Here is an 18,392-nt window from a genome sequence, read left to right as displayed (position 1 = left end):
TCTTTGGGAGGAGAGCCTGACAATGCCTGAAAACAACCCGACATTTGCCGTTCGCCTGCTCAGCGGCGTTGCCGCGACCGCAATCCTGATGTCCGCAGGCGTGGCGCGTGCCGCCGATGCCGCGCCGGAACAGGTTGCCACCGAAGATTCGGGTGGGCTTGCCGAAATCATCGTCACCGCCCGCAAGGTCAGCGAAAAGTTGCAGGACGTGCCGGTTGCCGTGACCGCGTTCTCGGGCGCGCAGTTGCAGGCGCAGAACGCGGTCAAGGTTAGCGAGATCGCGGCGTTCACGCCCGGTTTCACGACGGTCGAAGGATCGTCGAACCCGACCGCGCTGCTGCTGTCGATCCGCGGACAGGTCCAGAACGACGCGCTCGCCACGCTCGAGCCTTCGGTCGGTACGTATGTCGACGGCATCTATATCGCGCGATCGTACGGGCTCAACGGTGACCTGCTGGACATCGCCAACGTCCAGGTGCTCAAGGGGCCGCAGGGCACGCTGTTCGGCCGCAACACGTCTGCTGGCGCGGTCCTGATCGAGACTAACAAGCCTCACCTCGACAAGATCAGCGGCAGCGTCACCGCGACGTATGGCCGGTTCAACGAGTTCGACGGCACGGCGGTGATCAATTTGCCGCTGGTGGTCGACAAGTTCGCCGTGCGTGGCGCGATCAAGGTGCGGCGCCGCGATGGCTACATGATCAATGCCGGAACCGGTCAGAAATTCGACAACATCGACAACGTGACCGGCCGTGTGAAGGCGCTGTGGCAGGTTGCCGACAACATCTCGCTGCTCGGCTCGGCCGAATGGTACAGCTTCAAGTCCAAGGGGCCTTCGCGGCAGGCGCGGCTCGTGACGGGTACGGCGCTGACATATGAGCAGCTCGCCAGCACGCAGTTCGGCGCGGTTGCCGGCATCGCGCCCGATAACGTTGCAGAAGCGCTGAATCAGGCAACTCATCCCGATGCGTCGCAGATCGGAGCTCTCTACGGCGATCCACGCAATGTTTCGCTCAACGACGTTCCGCTAACCGATACCAAGACACAGAGCTATGGCCTGACTGCACAAGTCGACATGGGCGATGCCACTCTCAAGCTGATCGGGGGCTATCGCAAGATCACCTCCTCGAGCAACATCGACCTCGACGGCACGCCCTACCTGATCCTGCAGACGACCGGATATCAGGACCTGCACCAGTGGTCGGGTGAAGTGCAGCTGACGGGTAAGGCGCTCGACGGCAAACTCGACTATGCGACGGGCGCGACCTACTTCACCGAAGGTGGCTTCGATCGCTCGACTTCAAACAATGCGGTCGGTTTCGTGCCCTTCCTCGCCTTTGTCGGCGCCCTGGCTCCGGCCGGCATCCCGGCGGGAACTTACGTGCCGAACACCACCGCTCGGTATCGCGGCGATATCGACAACAAGAGCTTCGGCGTCTACGCGCAGGCGAGCTACCATGTGACTGACGCGTTGACCTTCACCGCTGGCCTGCGCTGGTCGAGCGACAAGAAGTCGCTGCTGACGCACAACGGCAATTCGCTGTTCAATCAGACGGCGTATATCAATTGCGCGATCCCGGCGATCGCGACGGTGGCGGACGACAACTGCGCAGCGGGCCGCTCGGACGTGTTCCGCCGGTTGAGCTACACCGTCGGCGTCGACTACAAGATCACGCCGGACGTGCTGATCTATGCCAAGGCCGGTCGCGGCTATCGTTCGGGTGGCGAGAACCTGCGCGCCAATGGCGATCCGGCGACGTTTGCGCCGTTCAAGCCCGAAGTGAACGACGAGCAGGAAATCGGCATCAAGTCCGAATTCCTCGACCACAAGGTCCGGCTGAACGTCGCTGCCTATCACAACCAGATCAGCGATGCACAGCGCTCGTTGCTGCTGAACGTGCCCGGCAGCACCACGCTGCTGACCGTACTCTACAATGCGCAGAAGCAGCAGACCTGGGGAGCCGAGGCCGAGCTTGCGGTTGTCGTCGCGCCGTTCCTGACGGTTTCGGCTTCGGGTTCGATCACCGATCCCAAGTACAAGGAATATACCCAGCCGATCGCGTTCGGCAGCAGTACCTACGTCGACCATTCTGGCGATGCCTTCGTCGCGGTGCCCAAGCACAGCTTCACCGTGGCGGCGGACTTCCACCAGCGGGTCGGATCAGGCAAGCTGACCGCGCGCATCGATTATGCCTGGAGTGACAAGTACTACGGCTCGCCCGACCTGCTCAAGTATGCCGGTACGACGATCACCCCGAATTCGGCAGCCGACATCGCCTCGTTCACCACGCCGGCATCGGGCGTGCTGGGTGGCAACGTCGGCTATGAATGCGACATGGGGCTTAGCGTCGTGGTCTGGGGCAAGAACCTAACCGACAACCGCGCCTATGTGCAGAACCTCTATGTCGGCCCGCTGGGGATTTCGGCCGGAAAGCGCCGCGATCCGGTGACGTACGGCGTGACGGTCGGGTATCACTTCTGAGCAAGACCGGAGCCGCCTGATCGGTTGCCCCACCCAATACGCAAAGGCCGGGCCTGCAGGCATGCAGGTCCGGCCTTTGCTTTTGGCGGTTGGAGGGAGTGTGGGTTGGCTGCCAACCCCGTTGTGACTAACTCCGCCTTGGGCTTCGTAAGCCTCGCTGCCCCTCCCGCAAGCGGGAGGGGTTGGGGTGCGTCAGGCGGCGGCGAGGAGTTGGGCGCGGCGTGCTTCGACTTTTGCGTCGAGGCCGGCGCGGGCGAACAGGCGGGCGGCGTTGCCGCCGAGCACTGCGACCAGTTCGTCGGTGGTGACGTCGGGGTTGGCGGCGACCATCGTATCGACCACCTGCCGCGAGAACGGGAAGGTGCCCTCGGCGTGGGGGTAGTCGGTGGCGAACAGCAGCGCACCGATGCCGACGCCCTTGCGGATCGCCATCGATGAGTTGCCGTCGTTCTGCAGCGCGCAGTGGACCTGATCGCGCACGATCCGGCTGGGCAGGCGCGACAGCTTGGGGCTGATCGACGGGGCGTGGCCGTTGTAGACCTCGTCCATCCGCTCGGCGAGGCCCCAGAGCCAGCCTGCGCTGTGTTCGGCAAACAGGATGTGCGCGTTCGGGTTGCGATCGAGCACGCCGCCGGCGACGAGTTGCGTGATCACGTCGACCGCGTCGTTCATCTGGCGGGTGTAGTTGAACAGCGCGCCGCCGGGGCCTTTGAGCGCGCGGATGTTGATGTCGCCCACCCCGGTGTGGAACACCAGCGGGATGCCGAGCTCGCCCGCGAGCGCGAAGATCGGATCCCAGCGCGGGTCGTTGTAGTTGTTGAGGCCTTCCCACAGGCAGAACGCGGCAAAACCCTTGTCGGCGGCGCGGCGGCATTCGGCCAGCGCGTCCTCGAAATCGATGCACGGGATCATCGCGGCGGGGATCAGGCGGTCGCGGGCGGGCGCGCAATAGTCCCACGCCCAGTCGTTCCAGATGCGGCAGGCGGTGGCCTGGCCCTCGCGATCGGCGATGCGCGGCAGCATCAGCCCCAGCGAGGGGAACACCAGCTCAGCATCGACACCGTCGCGGTCCATGTCGGCCAGCCGCAGTTCGAGATCGCGCGCGCCGCGGCGCTTGGTGTCGACCGCGCAGTCGGACACGAAATTGTCGCGCGCATCGGTGCAGGATCGGTCGGCGGCCTGCGCGTTGAACGCGGCATCGCCTTCGCCGGTCTTGTGGGCATGGAAGTTGGTGTGGATCTTGAGGATCACCTGCTCGCCGATGCGGGTGATGCGGATGTCGCCGTCGGCCTCGGAATGGATCACGAACTGCTGGAGGTGATCGGGCATCGCCTTGGCAAACAGGTCGGCGGGCTCGGCGACGTGGGCGTCGCAGCTGAAGACGAATGGGCGGTTGTGGTCGGTCATGGCATTCCTCCGGTTTCCGGCGGCCTTCGCGCCGGTCGAGAGGATGTTATTAAAGAGATGCCTGTTTAGAATTGATAAAGCGCAAACAGGCGGGAAATTTGGGAATTTCGCGAAATTAAAGATATCTATAAAAAATGACCGGCCCGCTGCAAAGAACGGACCGGCCAGGTCTGGAGTGCCAAGCCGAGGGTGTCAGGCTGGCATCGTCAGGCGGGAGGTATCAGGCGGCCTGGCCGACTTCGCTGGTGTGGACAACCGGATCGATCCGGAACAGCCGCGCAGCGTTGAGGCCGAGGATCTCGGCACGCACGGCTTCGGGTACGGCGAGGTTCTCGAACAGCTGCTCCTGGATCGGGCGGCTGATCGGGAAGGTGCCTTCGGCGTGGGGGTAGTCCGAACCCCACATCACGTTCTTGGCACCTGGCAGGCCGGCAGCGGCGGCGGTGATGCAGGCGCGGTCGTGCTGAAAGCTCGCCCAGACCTGGTCGTCGATGATCTGGCTGGGCTTGCGGCTGAGCTTGGGGAACACGAAGTTGGCGTGCGCCTCGCAGACTTCGTCCATACGCTCGGCCAGCGCCACGAGCCAGCTCGCGCCGCTTTCGATGAAGGCAACGCGCGCGCCGGGGTTGCGATCGAGCACGCCGCCGGCAACCAGGTACATCGCGCTGGTGCAGGCATCCATCATCTGGTTGGAATAGTTGATGATCCCGGCGCCGGGGCCACGCTCGACCACCACCGATTCAAGTCCGGTACCGGTGTGCATGACGAACACGATGCCCAGCTGCGCGCCCTTGGCGAAGACCACGTCCCATTGCGGGTCGTTGTATTTGGGCAGGTTGGGCGGGCTGACCGCGGGCAGCATCGCGGCGGTGAAGCCCTTGGCAGCGAGGTATTCCAGCTCGGCCACGGTGTTGGCGAAATCGAGCACCGGCAGCATTCCGCAGCGCACGAAGCGGTGGGGGTGGCCTCCGAGGAATGCGTCGTTCCAGTCGTTGTAGAGCCGCGCGGAGGCCGCTTCGGCATCGGCGTTGTCGAGCGCGTAGAGCCATAGGCCGAGGCTGGGGAAGCAGATTTCGGCGTCGATGCCTTCGAGTTCCATGTCCTCGAGACGGCCGGGGATCTCGCGTATGCCCTTGCGCTCGTTGTCGCCGAGCGCCTTCTCGCGGTGCTGGCCGACGCGCAGACGGTAGATGATCTTGTCGGCGGTGCCGGTGATCAGGAACTCGCCTTCCTTGCGGCTGTGAATCGCGTGCTGCTTGAGGCTGGCGGGCAGGCCATCGAGAAAGATCGACGGCGGCTCCATCACATGGCTGTCCGCGCTGAAAACGAAAGGCTTCATCGTCATTCTCCCGAGTCGTCTTATGGGGCAAAGATACCTAGTTATATAAGTCAAGGCAAGGGTCTGGCTGGACAGTTTGCTCTGTAAGCTATAAAAAGGTATCTCTAAGGGGAGAGATATGCGGCAAACCGTCCCATCCGAAACACTTGTCGCGCGGACCGCGCACGAACTCGCGCGGCTCAGCATGGATGCCGAAGACGGCGCGTTCCTCGGCGGCGAGGATGAATTGCTGGGGAAGCTCAGGGTTAGCCGGCCGACGCTGCGCCAGGCGGCCAAGATCGCCGAGAACGATCGCCTGATCAGCGTGCGCCGCGGGATCAGGGGTGGTTTCTATGCCACGCGCCCCGATGCGCAGGACGCAATTCGCACGCTGGCCCGCTACCTGCGGTTGCGCGGTGCGACGTTGGCAGACATCCTTCTGGTCAGCCGACAGGTTTCGGAGGAGGCGTCGGCGCTCGCCTGCGGTTGCGAGGATGCCGGTCTGCGCGACCAGCTCAAGGCCTTTGTCGGCAGGATCGAGGACAACGACACACCGGCCGCGATCATCAAGGCCGAGGGCGACCTCGTGTCGTTGATCGCCCGGATGAGCGGCAATCCGGCGATCGAACTGGTCATGGCGATCGGCTTTTCGTTCGGGATGGAGGAGCAGCGGGTCGGGCTCTACCGCGACGCCGATCATCGCGCGGTGGCGCGGCGGCTGCAGCGGCAACTGTGCCAGGCGATACTGGAGCGCGATGCCGACGTGGCGCGCGTGATGATGAAGCGGCGCTCGGCCTCGGTGCTGGGCTGGATCGAGCAATTGCAGGGAGAAAGCGCATGAGCGTGGTCGGATTCAAGGGCTTTGGCGGCGTGGCGCTGGAAGCCGATGTGGCGGGCGACGAACATGATCCGGCGATCCTGCTGGTCCATGGCGCGGGCCAGACGCGCGCGGTTTGGGCGACGGTAAGCGATGCGCTGGTGCAGGCGGGGCGGCGGGTGTTCAGCCTCGACCTGCGGGGGCACGGTGGCAGCGAATGGCCTGCCGACGGGCGCTATGACATGGCCGCCTATGTCGAGGACTTGCGCTCGGTGCTGGCGCAGATGGGGTCGCGGCCCGTGGTGGTGGCATCGACGCTGGGCGGCTGGATCGCCGCGCTGGCGCTGTCGACCGACGCCGCCAACCTCGCGGCCGGGCTGGTGCTGGTCGATATGCCGGTGCGCAGCGATCCGGCCACCGCGCACCAGATCGGCGAGCGGCTGCGGAAGGTCCAGCCGCAACAGCACGCGGCGTGGGATCCGCGCGTGATCGGCGCTATGGACCTGGTCGATGTCGGCGACCGGCTGCTCGAATCTGCCCCGGGCCTTGCGCTACCCACCATGGTGCTGCGCGGCGCGATCTCGTGGGTGCGGCGCGCGGACGGAACGGCCCAGTTCGACGCGGCGCTGCCGCAGGCCGAAATTGTCGAGGTTGAGGACGCCGACCTACTGGTCGTGACAGATCGCACCGAGGCGATGCTCGCCCACCTGCTGGATTTCCTCGAGCGCAAGCAGCCACGCGCCGCCGCCGAATTCCGCGCCGGGTCTGATGCGCGCACGCTGCGCGATGCGATGGGTTGCTTTGCCACCGGCATCACCATCGTCACCTCGCGGGCGGCAGATGGCACGCCGGTGGGGCTTACGGCGAACAGCTTCACGTCGGTGTCGCTCGATCCGCCGCTGCTGTTGGTGTGCCTTGCCAACAATGCCCGCTCGGCATCGATACTGCGCGATGCGGAGCATTTCGCGGTCAACGTGCTCCAGACCAGCCAGCAGCCAGCCTCGAACCGGTTTGCGGGCAAGGGCGAAGACCGCTTTGCCGCGACCGCATGGCAGTCCGGCGAGACGGGGATGCCGCTGCTCGACGGATCGCTCGGCTCGTTCGAGTGTCGGCGACATGCGGTGCACGAGGCGGGGGATCACTTCCTGCTGGTGGGTGAAGTTGTGCGCGCGCAGTTCGAGCCGCGCCGCGATCCGCTGCTCTATTTCCGGGGCAAGTACCGCCGCCTGCACATGGCGTGAGGGCAAAGCCGCGCGGACCTGCGGGTGCGCAATTCTCTGGACAGCGGCTCCATCGAATCATATCAAACCTAGTTATATAAGTATCCAACCGGATTCGCAGGAGAGGCGGAACATGGCCTGGGCCAACCAAGACAAGGCAGCGATCGTCGGCGTCGGTGCCACGGACTACTACGTCCGCGGCAAGAGCTGGCCGCGCACGATCAACGACATGGCGGGCGAGGCCATCCTCAAAGCGTGCGCCGATGCGGGCATCTCGATTAAGGACATCGACGGCTTTTCCTATTATTCGACGGCGGGCGCGGGCTATCTCGACAAGTTCGACACCGCCTCGCTGATGGAAACGCTGGGGATGCCCAACGTGTCGTTCTCGGCGACGCTGACCTCGGGCGGGGGCGGGTGCCCCGGCGCGATCGGGCTGGCCACGGCGGGTCTGGTCAACGAAGACTGCAAGTATGCAGTGACGGTGATGGCGCTGCAGCAATTGCCGCAGCATCGGCTGGGAGTGGTGTTCGGCGCATCGGCCCCGAGCCCGGAAAACAGCTTCCTCCAGCCGTCGGGACTGGTCGGGCCGGGGCACCTGATGTCGATGCTGACGCGGCGGCACATGCACCTTTATGGCACGACGCAGGATGCCTTCGGCGAGATCGTCATGGCGACTCGCGCCAATGCGCACAACCGGCCGAAGGCAGTGCGCAAGGCGCCGCTGAGCAAGGAAGAATACGACGCCTCGGTGATGCTGGCCGATCCGCTGCGGCGGCTCGACTTCTGCCTCGAGACCGATGGCGCGGTCGCGGTCATCACCACCACGATGGACCGCGCAAAGGACTGTCGCCACAAGCCCGCCGTCGTTCACGCCTGCGCGCACGGCGGTCAGCGTGAATGGGGCAGGGCCTTTGCCTGGATGGGGATGCCCGATCCGCACTTTGCCAGTTCGGGGCACAAGTTCACCGCCGATCGGGTGTGGGCACAATCGGGCCTCAAGGCCCACGACATGGACGTGGCGCTGATCTACGACCACTTCAGCCCGATGGTGCTGATGCAGCTCGAGGACTACGGTTTCTGCGAGAAGGGCGAAGGCAACGACTACGTGCTGTCGGGCAAGATCCGCTATGACGCGGCGAGTCAGGGTGGGGTCAACGGCGGCGTGCCGGTCAACACCCACGGCGGCAATCTCAACGAAGCCTACATCATCGGCATGACCCACATCGTCGAGGGCGTCGAGCAAGTGCGCGGCACCGCGATCAACCAGATCAAGGATGCGGAATTCGCGCTAGTGTCGGGCGGCCCTGCCTCGTTGCCCGTGTCCAGTCTGATCCTGAGGAGCGCCTGACCATGAGCCAGCCCACCAAGTACGGCCCGGCCAAGTTGCTGCCGGGGGAGCAGATTCGCATCACTACCAATCCCAACACGGAGCCTTTCTGGGAAGCGGCCAAGGCGCACCGGCTGACCGCGTGCCAGTGCGGCGCTTGCGGGCACTTCCGCATGCCGCCGTCGCCCTATTGCCCCGAATGTTCGAGCACGGACGTCTTGTGGCCCGAGCTTCCGGGCACGGGCACGGTGTTCAGTTATGTCGTGTGCAACAAGAACCCGGCGAACGGTGAAGAGTACATCTACGTGCCGATCGTCGTCGACCTTGATGGCGCGCCGGGCGCGCGGCTCAACGCCAATGTCACCGGCTGCAATGCCGAGGACGTGCATATCGGCATGAAGGTCGCGGTCGAATGGACCGAGATCCAGGACGGCTGGGTCCTTCCCAACTTCCGCAAGGCCTGAAGGAGCGCGCCTGAAATGCTTAACCAGTTGCGCATCGTCGAGATCGGTGAGGGCATGGCGGTGCAGGTGGCAGGGTTGCTGCTGTGCGAGCTTGGCGCCGACGTGCTCAAGATCGAGCGTCCCGGCGGCGATCCGGCACGGGGCACCGCGCCGTTCGCCAACTGGAACCGCGCCAAGCGCAGCCTCGTGCTTGATCTTGACACCCATGAGGGACGCGATGAACTCGACGCCGTGCTGGCGGGTGCGGACGTGGTGCTGCACCAGTTCTCGCCGGCCCGGGCGAGGCTGCGCGGACTCGACGATGCGCGACTGGCGCAGCGCTTCCCGCGGTTGGTCGCCTGTGCGATCACCGGTAGCCCGCAACGCCATCCGGACGTCGAGCGCTCGGACGACGAGCTGCTTGTCGCGGCCCGGCTGGGCGTGCTTTACGAGAACGACGGACACCGGGCAGGGCCGATCGTCTATCGCTATCGCGCGGGCAGTTGGGCTGCGGCGCATCTCGCGGCTGCGGGTATTCTCGCGCGGCTGGTGATGCGGCTGCAATCGGGTAATGGCGGCGCGGCGCATACTTCTTTGCTGCAGGGCTTCCTGTCGAAGCTCCCGATGGTCTGGGCGCGCAATTCGGCAGGGCCGATGCCCAATCCCGTCACGTACCCTTTGGCCGCGCGTCCGACCGCGATCCAGCTATTCCAGTGTCAGGACGGGCGCTGGTTGCAGATGATGGACCCGACGCAGCAGTTCGACTTCGCATCGCTGCCGACGATGTGGGAGGTCATGGCCGAAGGGTTCGAGATCGATACCCCGGCAGGCGTGATCGAAGCGTTCAGGCAGCGTCCGTTGGAGGCGTGGCTGGCGGACTTGCGCGCGCTCGATGTCGCGGTAGAACCGGCCGAGTCGCTGGGGGGTGTTTTGCGGCATCCCGAGGCGGCGTTGCAGGGCTTCGTGGTTGAGATCGACGATCCGGACATGGGCCGCACGATCCAGCCGAACACACCATTCCACACCGATGCGCCGCTCAAGACCGGGCACCCGGCGCCGCGGCTCGGCGAGCGCGGCAGCGAAGGCTGGGCGGGCACAGCGGCGCCGGTGGGCGCGGGCGCGCAACCCGCGCATCCGCTCCAAGGCGTGCGCGTGCTCGACCTCGGCATGTTCCTGGCAGGACCGATGGGGCCTTCGCTGATGGGCGACATGGGCGCGGACGTGATCAAGGTCGAGGCGCTGACCGGTGACCGGCTGCGCTTCATGCACCGGTATTACCAGTGCGCGGCGCGCTCGAAGCGGTCGATCGCACTCGACCTTACGCAGCCCGAAGCCCAGCCGATTCTGGAACGGCTGGTGAAATGGGCCGAGGCGCTGCACCACAACATGCGGCCCAAGGGCGCGGACAAACTGGGACTGAGCGAAGCGGGCGTGCGCCGCTATAATCCCGACATCGCGTTCTCCTATGTCAGCGCCTATGGCCAGCGCGGGCACCAAGGCAATTGGCCGGGCTATGATTCGATCTTCAACGCGCTCGCCGGGTGGGAGTTCGAGAACGCCGGTGAGGGCAATCGCCCGGTGTTCAACCGCCCCGGCACGATGGACATCCTCTCGGCACACAGTTGCCTCGTTGCGACGATGGCGGCGGTCTATGCGCGGCGCGCGGGCGACCGGGGTTATGGTATCCACACCTCGATGTTGGGGATATCGGCGTTCTGCCAGGGCGAGGTGCTGATCCGGGCCGATGGCAGCCTGACAGAGACCTGCCACCTGACCAGCGACCAGACCGGGTTTGGACCGTATCACCGGATCTACCAGGGCAGTGACGACAACTGGATTGCGCTGGCCGCCCATGCGCCTGAAGAGCGCGCGGGGGTGCGGTTGGTGCTGGGCGAGGACGAGGCAGGGTTCGAGGCGGCGGCGCGGGCGATGCCCGCACAGGACCTGCTGGCGGCGTTGGAGATGGCAGGGGTTCCGGCCGATGCGGTGACGTTCGAGGATGCCATGAACCGCTTCTTCGATGATCCGCTCAACCGCGAGTTGGGTCTTGTCTCGGTCGTTACGCAGCCGCTCTATGGTGAGATCGAGCAGCCGGGCGAGATGTGGGATTTCGGCGATACGGAGTTGGCGATCGAGCGCGCCTGCCCGATGATCGGCCAGCATACCGATCAGATCATGCAGGAGATGGGCTTCACCGTCGACGAGATTGCCGACTACCGCGCGCGCAAGATCATCGGCTGAGGTGGCATGGGCTGAAAGGACGGGCGGCATGGCACAGGCGCTGAGCACGATGCCCGACAGCTGCGCGGCGGCGTGGCGCGCCGCAGGGCTGTGGCGGGACGTCTCGCTGGGCGAAGCGATGGCGCTGGCAGCATCGACGTTACCGCAAGCGCCGCTCCATCTGGTCGATGCCGAAGGCAGAGAGCAGGTGCGCGATCTGGCGATGCTCCATGCCGAGGGCTTGCGGCTGGCCGGGTCGCTTCATGCACTGGGGATCAGGGCGGGCGATACCATCGCGATGCAACTGCCCAACAGCCTGACCAATGCGGTGGTGTTCCAGGCGGCGGCGGCGCTCGGCTGCACACTGCTGCCGATCATCCACATCTATGGCCCGCACGAATTGGCGCATATCCTCCGCGATAGTGGTGCGAAGGCGCTGTTGGTGCCCGATGCATGGCGCTCGATCGACTACCTCGAGCGGTTGGCGCGGCTGCCCGAACTGCCCGCGCTGCAGCACCGGATCATAGTGGGCGAGCGGGTGCCGCAAGGCATGCTCGCCTATGATGCCTTGCCGCAGGGCACGCGGCCTGCATTGACCGTCGATCCCGGTGATTGCACGTTGCTGCTCTACACCTCAGGCACGACCGCCGCGCCCAAGGGCGTACGCCACACCTCGCGCAGCCTGCTGGCCGAACTGGTGGCGCAGAGCGGCGACGATCCGGGCGTGGACTGCGTGCTCTCGCCGTGGCCTTCGGGGCATATCGCGGGCACGCTCGGGCTGCTGGGGCATGCACTGCTGGGGCGCCAGACGGTGATCCTCGAAGCGTGGAATCCGGGTCTTGCCGCCGAACTGGTTGACCGATTCAAGGTGCGGCAGATGTCGGGCACACCGTTCCATCTGTCAGGTTTGATGGAAGCGGCGGCGCGCGACGGGCGCGACATTGCCAGCGTGCGCCAGTTTATCATCGGGGCGACCACCGTGCCGCCTGCGGTGGTCGCTGCGAGCGAGGCTGCGGGGATCCGCTGCTGCCGTTGCTACGGCTCGACTGAACTGCCGACGGTCTCGCAATGCGATCCCGACGATCCGCTCGACAAGCGGCTCAACACCGATGGCCGCCCCAATGCGGGCGTCGAGGTGCGGATCGTCGATGACTTCGGCCACTGCTTATCGGTGGGCACCGAGGGCGAAGTCGCGGTGCGCGGCCCGGAGCGGTTCGCTGGCTATACCGACACTGCGCTCGATGCGGTGAGCTTCCTTGACGGCGGGTGGTTCCTGACCGGGGACATCGGCAAGCTCGACGCCGAGGGTTTTCTCGCGATCACCGACCGCAAGAAGGATATCATCATCCGCGGCGGCGAGAACGTCTCCTCGCGCGAGGTCGAGGAACTGCTGCTGAGCGTGCCCGGCGTGCGCGAGGCCGCCGCGATCGGCGCGCCCGATGCACGGCTTGGTGAACGCATCTGTGCGGTGGTGACGCTCGACGGGAGCGCCGAGGTGACGATCGGATCCATCGACGCTGCGTTCCGCGCCATTGGCGTAGCCCGGCAGAAGACCCCCGAGCTGCTGGTGGTGATCGAGGACTTTCCGCGCACGCCGAGCGGCAAGGTACAAAAGACGGAATTGCGCCGTTCGCTCGCCGCAGAGGGACGTCTGATTTCCCCTTGAAATATATTACCTAGTTATATAACTCGGACGGCACTTGAGACAGGGATGCCGTTGATGTCGATCCTATATGATGAAGGCCAGCAGGCGATCGCGACTGAGTCGCGCCGCGTGCTTGATGCGCGCGCGAACAAGGCCCGATTGCTTGGCTTGCTCGAGCGGGTGGGTGCTTGGGACGAGATGTTCTGGAATACTGCGGTCGAGCAGGGCTGGACCGCGCTGGCTATCTCCGAGGAACACGGCGGGCTCGGGCTCGGGTTGACCGAATTGGGGCTAGTGGCGCAGGCAACCGGCGCCGCGACAGCCGGTGCGCCCTTCCTGGCCGTTGGCCATGGTCTGGCCCATGCCGTTGCAGCGATCGATGATGCGGCTTTGCAAGCGCAGTGGCTGCCCCGGCTCGCTGCGGGCGACATGCTGGGAACCGTGGCGTTCGGCGAAGGCAGCAGTCCGCTCACGGCGACCCCTGCGGTGACTTTTGCAGATGGCATCTTGAACGGTGCCAAGGACGGCGTGACCGGGGGGCTCAAGGCCGATATCGCGCTGGTCTGGGCTCTGGCCGATGGCGAACCGGCACTGGTTCTGGCTGAGCTGGCCGGGGCGGACCGGACCCCCGTTGACAGCTTCGACAACGCCCGCCTGATTGCCGACATCACCTTTGCAGCCACTCCTGCCCGCCTGATCGCGCGGGGCGCGGAGGCACGCGAACTGGCGCTCGACGTGCTGGCGCGGATGGCGGTGGTTACCGCGCACGAACAGGTAGGCGGGGCCGAGGCGCTGCTGTTCATCGCACGCGACTATGCCAACACCCGCCGCGCCTTCGGGCAGGTGATCGGCGCCTTCCAGTCGGTCAAGCACCGAATTGCCGAACTCTACGGACTGGTGGAGATCGCGCGGGCGAACTGCATCCATGCCGCCGCACGCGCGGGGCAAGCCGATTTCCTGATCGCAGCTGCCGACGCACGGATTTCGGCAACCGATGCCTACGACACCGCTGCGCGCGACTGCGTGCAGGTCCATGGAGGCATCGGCGTAACGTGGGAGCAGGGCTTGCACCTGCACATGCGTCGCGCGCGCAGCCTGGCCATCGAACAGGGCAACATGTTGTTCTGGGAAGACCTTCTGGTCGAACGCCTGACGGGAGTGGCGGCATGAGCAATCCGGACCAATTTCGCGAGCGCGCCCACGCCTGGCTCGCCAGCGTCGCGCCTGTCTATGGCCGCGCCGCGCGCCGGGGCCTGACCGAAGAACAGGATTTGGCACTCGGGCGGGCCTATCTCGCCGCGCGCTTCGACGCGGGATTTGCCGGCATCAATTGGCCGATCGAGATGGGCGGGCAGGGCCTGACCCACATCGAGAAGGTGATCTTCGATACCGAGGAAATGGCCTACGGGATGCCCACCGGCTACTTCGCCATTTCGTTGGGAATGCCGGTACCGATACTGATCCGTTTCTGCGAGGATCGGGCGTGGGTGCGCGAGCGCGTGATCCGCGCGCTACGCGGCGAGGAGATCTGGTGCCAGCTGTTCTCGGAGCCCGCCGGGGGCTCGGACCTTGCAGGTCTGCGCACGCGCGCCGAAGGCGATGGCAACGGCTGGAAGCTGAACGGGCAGAAGCTCTGGACCAGCTGGGCGCAGTACAGCGATTATGGCGTGATCGTGGCGCGCAACGATCCGACCGCGCAAAAGCACAAGGGCCTGACGTACTTCTGGGTCGACATGCGCACGCCCGGCGTCGAAGTCCGTCCGATCAAGCTGGCCGGTGGCGATTCCCACGTCAACGAGGTGTTCTTTGACGATGTCCGGCTGGAGGACAGCCAGCGGATCGGGGGCGTGGGCGCGGGCTTCTCGGTGGCGATGGCCACGCTGATGATCGAGCGCTATTCCGCGACCGATAGCGCCGGGTTCGGGCCGCACCTGGATCTGTTCGTCGATACTGTGCGCGACCTTGAGATCAATGGCCGCCCCGCGCTCAAGGATGCGCGGGTGCGCAGCACGATCGCGCGCAACCATGCGATGCGCGCCGGCCTCGATTCGATCACCGGGCGTGCCATGCTGATGCTGCAGGCGGGGATGGAGCCGGGGCCGGAAGGCTCGCTCAACAAGCTGGTCTCGGTGCGCAGCCGCCAGAAGCTTTCCGAACTGGCAATCGACCTGCAGGGCCAGCGCGGCTTCCGCTTCCATCCCGAGGCTTCGCAGAAGGAAGACTGGGGCAGCAGCTGGATCAACGCACCAACGGGCCGCATCGCGGGCGGGGCGGACGAGATGCTGCTCAACACCATTGCCGAAAAGATCCTCGGGCTGCCGCAGGATCACCGCCCAGACAAGGGTGTCGCATTCAACCAGATCCCGGCCTGAGGAGCATTGCACCATGGCGATCAAGACTCGCATTACTGAGCTTCTCGAAATCGAGCACCCGATCGTCCAGGGCGGGATGCAGGGCGTCGGACTTGCCGAAATGGCCAGCGCCGTCGCCAATGCCGGCGGTCTTGGCATGCTCACCGGGCTGAGCCAGCCCAGCCCCGAGGCCCTGCGCGACGAAATCGAGCGTTGCCGGTCGATGACGACCAAACCGTTCGGGGTGAACCTTACCGTCTTCCCGACGATCAATTCGCCCGATTACAAGGCCTATGCCCAGGCGATCATCGACGCCGGAATCAAGGTGGTAGAGACCGCAGGCACGCCCGCCGTGCGCGAGATCTGGGAGCAACTGCGCCCCCACGGCATCAAGATCCTGCATAAGTGCACTGCGGTGCGCCATGCCATCTCGGCCGAGAAAGCGGGCGTCGACGTGATCTCGATCGACGGGTTCGAATGCGCCGGCCATCCGGGAGAGGACGACATTCCCGGCCTCATCCTGATCCCCGCCGCTGCCGTTATGGTGAAGATCCCGATGCTGGCGAGCGGCGGGTTCGGCGACGGGCGGGGGCTTGCCGCAGCGCTCGCGCTGGGCGCCGACGGGATCAACATGGGCACGCGGTTCTGCGCCACGGTCGAGGCGCCGATCCATCCAAACATCAAGCAGGCCTATCTCGACAACGACGAGCGCGGTAGCGTGCTGATCTTCCGCAGCCTCAAGAACACCGCGCGCGTGGGGCGCAGCGCGGTGTCCGAAGAAGTAGCGCGACGCCTCGCCGAGCCGGGGGCGAAGTTCGAAGCGGTCAGGGAGCTGGTGTCCGGCGTCGCGGGGCGCGAGATGCTCCAGACCGGCGACCTGTCGCGCGGCGTATTCTGGGCGGGTATGGTACAGGGCCTAATCCACGACCTTCCGACCTGCCAAGTGCTGCTCGACCGGATCGTCGCTGAAGCCGAGGCGATCATCCGCGAAAGGTTGTCAGGGATGCTCTCCTGACGTCCTTATCGCACGACCGGAAAGCGCGGAAGCACTATCCCGGTCAGGACGAGGAGAAGGCCGCGACGTAGCCGAGGACGGTCACGGCCAGCAAAGAAGGTCGCACGAATCCGGTGTTCGCCTTCAGCGTGCTCGTCGCGAGTACTTCGGCCGCAATTGCGAAGCTGAGCCAGACCCAGCCATTCATCATTGCTGCTGTGCCACTGCGCGGGTGCCCAACCTCGCACAGGAAATGGTAGCGCTACTACGGCTGGGTCCAGCTGGTTGAGCGCGCCGGCGTCCATGATCGTCTGGATGGCAGGAGGGTCGCGCAGGCCTAGGGAAGTCGGACGTTCGCTTTCCACCATCGCGAAGCGGTCCTGTGAGCGGCACAGGACGAAGCCACCGGACAGGGCGGCGATCCGCTCCGCGCACGCTGTGGCGGCGGCGGCATCGTCCCATCCTGCGTGGATCAGCGCAGCAAAGCCCCATCGGCAAGCCTACATCGTTGAACCGCTCGGTATTCCACAATCTGGGATCGCCAAGGGTCAGGTCGAAAACCGCGAGGAGATCAGCTGCGCCGCTGGCGATCATGTGCCGTACGGGGCGTGCATCCTCCCACCGGGAACGACCACGAAGAGATGCTTGGACGGTGGCTTGTGGTCGCTGCCGTTGACGCGCGAGACGCACCACCTTCTGGCAAGGCAGCAATTGCTGACAGTGAAGAAGGGGGCGAGCCGAGGCCGCAAGAATTCACTTTCGTGCATAGATCCGCATTTGTCCGATGCGCTGCGGATGGTACTGTGGGGATCATTGTGGGGAAGATACGGCCTAGCGAAAATAAAATCATTTATACTCAATATATTAGGTTTGCTTTTCTGATGTCACCCTCTCCGCCAGTCGCCCCAGACAAACTTCTCTCCGGTCCTCCTAGGGACCTTCGCAAGCCCGCGTAAATATGTGGATTGGCTTGCTGGAACTATACCACGGTTCCGGACTTGGAGAGCGCGCTGGCGCTGATGCCGGGTGCCGCCAGCAGTGGAGAATCGAAATTGGTAGGGTTGGCGTTCCCTGCGATTGCGTCTCCTAGTGAGCGTGTGCGCACAGTTCAGGTCGGTGCTGTTCCTCCGGGTTGGTTGACGTCTGCAGGTTGACGCTGCCTTGTCAGTGTCTGTCCGTAAATGCGCGGTTTCGCGCCAACTCTTCCCCCACGCACGGAGGCGGTGTCAAAAGGGCTGCACTCTGGTGGCGGGGGCGCGGGAAAGGGTAGGCTCAGGCATGGGCCCCCCTGCAAAGCGGCCTCACCGTTCCGGCATTTCCACTCCTCGCCCTAGGTGATCCGTCTCGTCGTGATGATGTATGGGCGCTTTCCACTAAGCCTGCGGAACGTGGAGGAGCTGCTGTTCGAGCGCGGTATCGATATCTGCCATGAGACTGTCGGCTGTGGTGGAACCGGTTCGGACCGATGTTTGCTGCCGACATCCGACGCCAGCGCGTGAGCCGGATGTGTGGCTTTCGGCACTGGAAGTGGCACCTCGACGAGGTTTACGTGAAGTTCAACGGCGAGATGTATTACCTCTGGCGCGCCGTTGATCAGGAGGACGAAGTCCTGGAATCCTACGTGACCAGGAAGCGCGACAAGGCTGCGGCACTGCGGTTCATGCGCAAGGCTTTGAAGCGCCACGGTCGGGCCGAGGCCATTGTGCCATGCGGGAATTGGGCAACGAGGCCCGCCGCGAGGTTGGCCGACACGCCAACAACCTGGCCGAGAATTCGCCTCCCTGCACGCCTCGATCCACAACCACTTTTCCCAGGAACGCCACCTCGTCGAGCGCCACACTTACAAGCTTCGCCGCTCAGCCGCCGTGGCCAAGTGCAGAACCTCATGGGCTAAGATCGGGTGCGGGGAAGGGCCTGTTTTGCCACGGAGGGCGCTTCGCATCAGACTAACACCTCCGCCGCTAGCAGCGCTACACCTGCTCCCAGCATGAACCGCATGATTCGTTGCAAGGCGGGTCGTCCCGATTGGAGCCGACTGACAGTCACGTCTCACTCCGCCGCTTCGAGGTGCGGCCATTGGGGTTGCAGGGGCGCTGGCAGGCCGGTTTCCGCTTCGCAGTTGGCGCGCAGCGTCTCGATGCCGGGGCCGGTGTTGAACACGGGCA

At 65.1% G+C, this 18,392-nt stretch carries 14 protein-coding genes; 11 read left to right on the top strand and 3 right to left on the bottom strand.

All coding sequences use genetic code 11. From position 1 onward, the window contains the following. Positions 1–22 precede the first annotated feature (22 nt). Complete coding sequence (locus OLX02_RS18250) at positions 23–2,482, top strand: TonB-dependent receptor (RefSeq protein WP_264425137.1); 2,460 nt, start codon at positions 23–25, stop codon at positions 2,480–2,482. Between the two features lie 192 nt (positions 2,483–2,674). On the opposite strand, the gene OLX02_RS18245 is transcribed toward OLX02_RS18250, so the two are convergent. Both OLX02_RS18245 and OLX02_RS18240 read right to left on the bottom strand, forming a co-directional pair. Further along, positions 2,675–3,889: an amidohydrolase family protein gene (locus OLX02_RS18245; protein WP_264425136.1), complete on the bottom strand. Its 1,215-nt coding sequence runs from the start codon at positions 3,887–3,889 to the stop codon at positions 2,675–2,677. A gap of 220 nt (positions 3,890–4,109) precedes the next feature. After that, positions 4,110–5,228: an amidohydrolase family protein gene (locus OLX02_RS18240; protein ID WP_264425134.1), complete on the bottom strand. Its 1,119-nt coding sequence runs from the start codon at positions 5,226–5,228 to the stop codon at positions 4,110–4,112. A 118-nt stretch (positions 5,229–5,346) separates the two neighbouring features. Here OLX02_RS18240 and OLX02_RS18235 point away from each other — a divergent pair, with 118 nt between their 5' ends. From OLX02_RS18235 to OLX02_RS18195, 9 genes are all read left to right on the top strand, one after another. Next, positions 5,347–6,048 carry a FadR/GntR family transcriptional regulator gene (locus OLX02_RS18235; protein ID WP_264425132.1) on the top strand — a complete coding sequence of 234 codons (702 nt, stop codon included), beginning with the start codon at positions 5,347–5,349 and terminating at the stop codon, positions 6,046–6,048. Further along, the gene (locus OLX02_RS18230) at positions 6,045–7,265 is read left to right on the top strand and encodes an alpha/beta fold hydrolase (RefSeq protein ID WP_264425129.1); all 1,221 of its coding nucleotides are present in this window, start codon (positions 6,045–6,047) and stop codon (positions 7,263–7,265) included. The genes OLX02_RS18235 and OLX02_RS18230 overlap by 4 nt, the downstream gene beginning before the upstream one ends. A gap of 112 nt (positions 7,266–7,377) precedes the next feature. Beyond that, entirely contained in the window at positions 7,378–8,595 is a 1,218-nt protein-coding gene (locus tag OLX02_RS18225) for a thiolase C-terminal domain-containing protein (protein ID WP_264425128.1), read from the top strand. A 2-nt stretch (positions 8,596–8,597) separates the two neighbouring features. Further along, positions 8,598–9,038: a Zn-ribbon domain-containing OB-fold protein gene (locus OLX02_RS18220; RefSeq protein WP_264425126.1), complete on the top strand. Its 441-nt coding sequence runs from the start codon at positions 8,598–8,600 to the stop codon at positions 9,036–9,038. Positions 9,039–9,053: 15 nt separating this feature from the next. After that, on the top strand, positions 9,054–11,258 hold the full coding sequence (locus tag OLX02_RS18215; protein WP_264425124.1) for a CoA transferase: 2,205 nt from the start codon (positions 9,054–9,056) through the stop codon (positions 11,256–11,258). 28 nt (positions 11,259–11,286) lie between these two features. Then, entirely contained in the window at positions 11,287–12,903 is a 1,617-nt protein-coding gene (locus OLX02_RS18210; RefSeq protein WP_264425121.1) for an AMP-binding protein, read from the top strand. Between the two features lie 54 nt (positions 12,904–12,957). Next, complete coding sequence (locus OLX02_RS18205; RefSeq protein ID WP_264425119.1) at positions 12,958–14,052, top strand: acyl-CoA dehydrogenase family protein; 1,095 nt, start codon at positions 12,958–12,960, stop codon at positions 14,050–14,052. Further along, positions 14,049–15,254, top strand: a complete 1,206-nt coding sequence (locus OLX02_RS18200) for an acyl-CoA dehydrogenase family protein (RefSeq protein ID WP_264425117.1) — start codon at positions 14,049–14,051, stop codon at positions 15,252–15,254. The genes OLX02_RS18205 and OLX02_RS18200 overlap by 4 nt, the downstream gene beginning before the upstream one ends. A gap of 13 nt (positions 15,255–15,267) precedes the next feature. Continuing rightward, the gene (locus tag OLX02_RS18195) at positions 15,268–16,248 is read left to right on the top strand and encodes an NAD(P)H-dependent flavin oxidoreductase (protein WP_264425115.1); all 981 of its coding nucleotides are present in this window, start codon (positions 15,268–15,270) and stop codon (positions 16,246–16,248) included. A 43-nt stretch (positions 16,249–16,291) separates the two neighbouring features. On the opposite strand, the gene OLX02_RS18190 is transcribed toward OLX02_RS18195, so the two are convergent. After that, positions 16,292–16,435: an SMR family transporter gene (locus OLX02_RS18190; protein ID WP_264425113.1), complete on the bottom strand. Its 144-nt coding sequence runs from the start codon at positions 16,433–16,435 to the stop codon at positions 16,292–16,294. Positions 16,436–17,692: 1,257 nt separating this feature from the next. Between OLX02_RS18190 and OLX02_RS18185 the strand changes: the two genes are divergently transcribed. Beyond that, complete coding sequence (locus OLX02_RS18185; RefSeq protein WP_319641262.1) at positions 17,693–18,121, top strand: DDE-type integrase/transposase/recombinase; 429 nt, start codon at positions 17,693–17,695, stop codon at positions 18,119–18,121. Positions 18,122–18,392: the final 271 nt, after the last annotated feature.

The sequence above is a fragment of the Novosphingobium sp. KCTC 2891 genome, assembly GCF_025938155.1.
Taxonomy (GTDB): domain Bacteria; phylum Pseudomonadota; class Alphaproteobacteria; order Sphingomonadales; family Sphingomonadaceae; genus Novosphingobium.
The sequence above is the reverse complement of the archived record's forward strand: the minus strand, read 5'-3'. Positions and strand labels throughout refer to the sequence as shown.

Bases quoted from the DNA above. Each gene is read 5' to 3' on its own strand.
- OLX02_RS18250 (WP_264425137.1), top strand. From the start codon at position 23: ATGCCTGAAAACAACCCGACATTTGCCGTTCGCCTGCTCAGCGGCGTT.
- OLX02_RS18190 (WP_264425113.1), bottom strand. From the start codon at position 16,435: ATGAATGGCTGGGTCTGGCTCAGCTTCGCAATTGCGGCCGAAGTACTC.
- OLX02_RS18210 (WP_264425121.1), top strand. From the start codon at position 11,287: ATGGCACAGGCGCTGAGCACGATGCCCGACAGCTGCGCGGCGGCGTGG.
- OLX02_RS18195 (WP_264425115.1), top strand. From the start codon at position 15,268: ATGGCGATCAAGACTCGCATTACTGAGCTTCTCGAAATCGAGCACCCG.
- OLX02_RS18200 (WP_264425117.1), top strand. From the start codon at position 14,049: ATGAGCAATCCGGACCAATTTCGCGAGCGCGCCCACGCCTGGCTCGCC.
- OLX02_RS18225 (WP_264425128.1), top strand. From the start codon at position 7,378: ATGGCCTGGGCCAACCAAGACAAGGCAGCGATCGTCGGCGTCGGTGCC.
- OLX02_RS18215 (WP_264425124.1), top strand. From the start codon at position 9,054: ATGCTTAACCAGTTGCGCATCGTCGAGATCGGTGAGGGCATGGCGGTG.
- OLX02_RS18230 (WP_264425129.1), top strand. From the start codon at position 6,045: ATGAGCGTGGTCGGATTCAAGGGCTTTGGCGGCGTGGCGCTGGAAGCC.
- OLX02_RS18235 (WP_264425132.1), top strand. From the start codon at position 5,347: ATGCGGCAAACCGTCCCATCCGAAACACTTGTCGCGCGGACCGCGCAC.
- OLX02_RS18245 (WP_264425136.1), bottom strand. From the start codon at position 3,889: ATGACCGACCACAACCGCCCATTCGTCTTCAGCTGCGACGCCCACGTC.
- OLX02_RS18205 (WP_264425119.1), top strand. From the start codon at position 12,958: ATGTCGATCCTATATGATGAAGGCCAGCAGGCGATCGCGACTGAGTCG.
- OLX02_RS18220 (WP_264425126.1), top strand. From the start codon at position 8,598: ATGAGCCAGCCCACCAAGTACGGCCCGGCCAAGTTGCTGCCGGGGGAG.
- OLX02_RS18185 (WP_319641262.1), top strand. From the start codon at position 17,693: ATGTTTGCTGCCGACATCCGACGCCAGCGCGTGAGCCGGATGTGTGGC.
- OLX02_RS18240 (WP_264425134.1), bottom strand. From the start codon at position 5,228: ATGAAGCCTTTCGTTTTCAGCGCGGACAGCCATGTGATGGAGCCGCCG.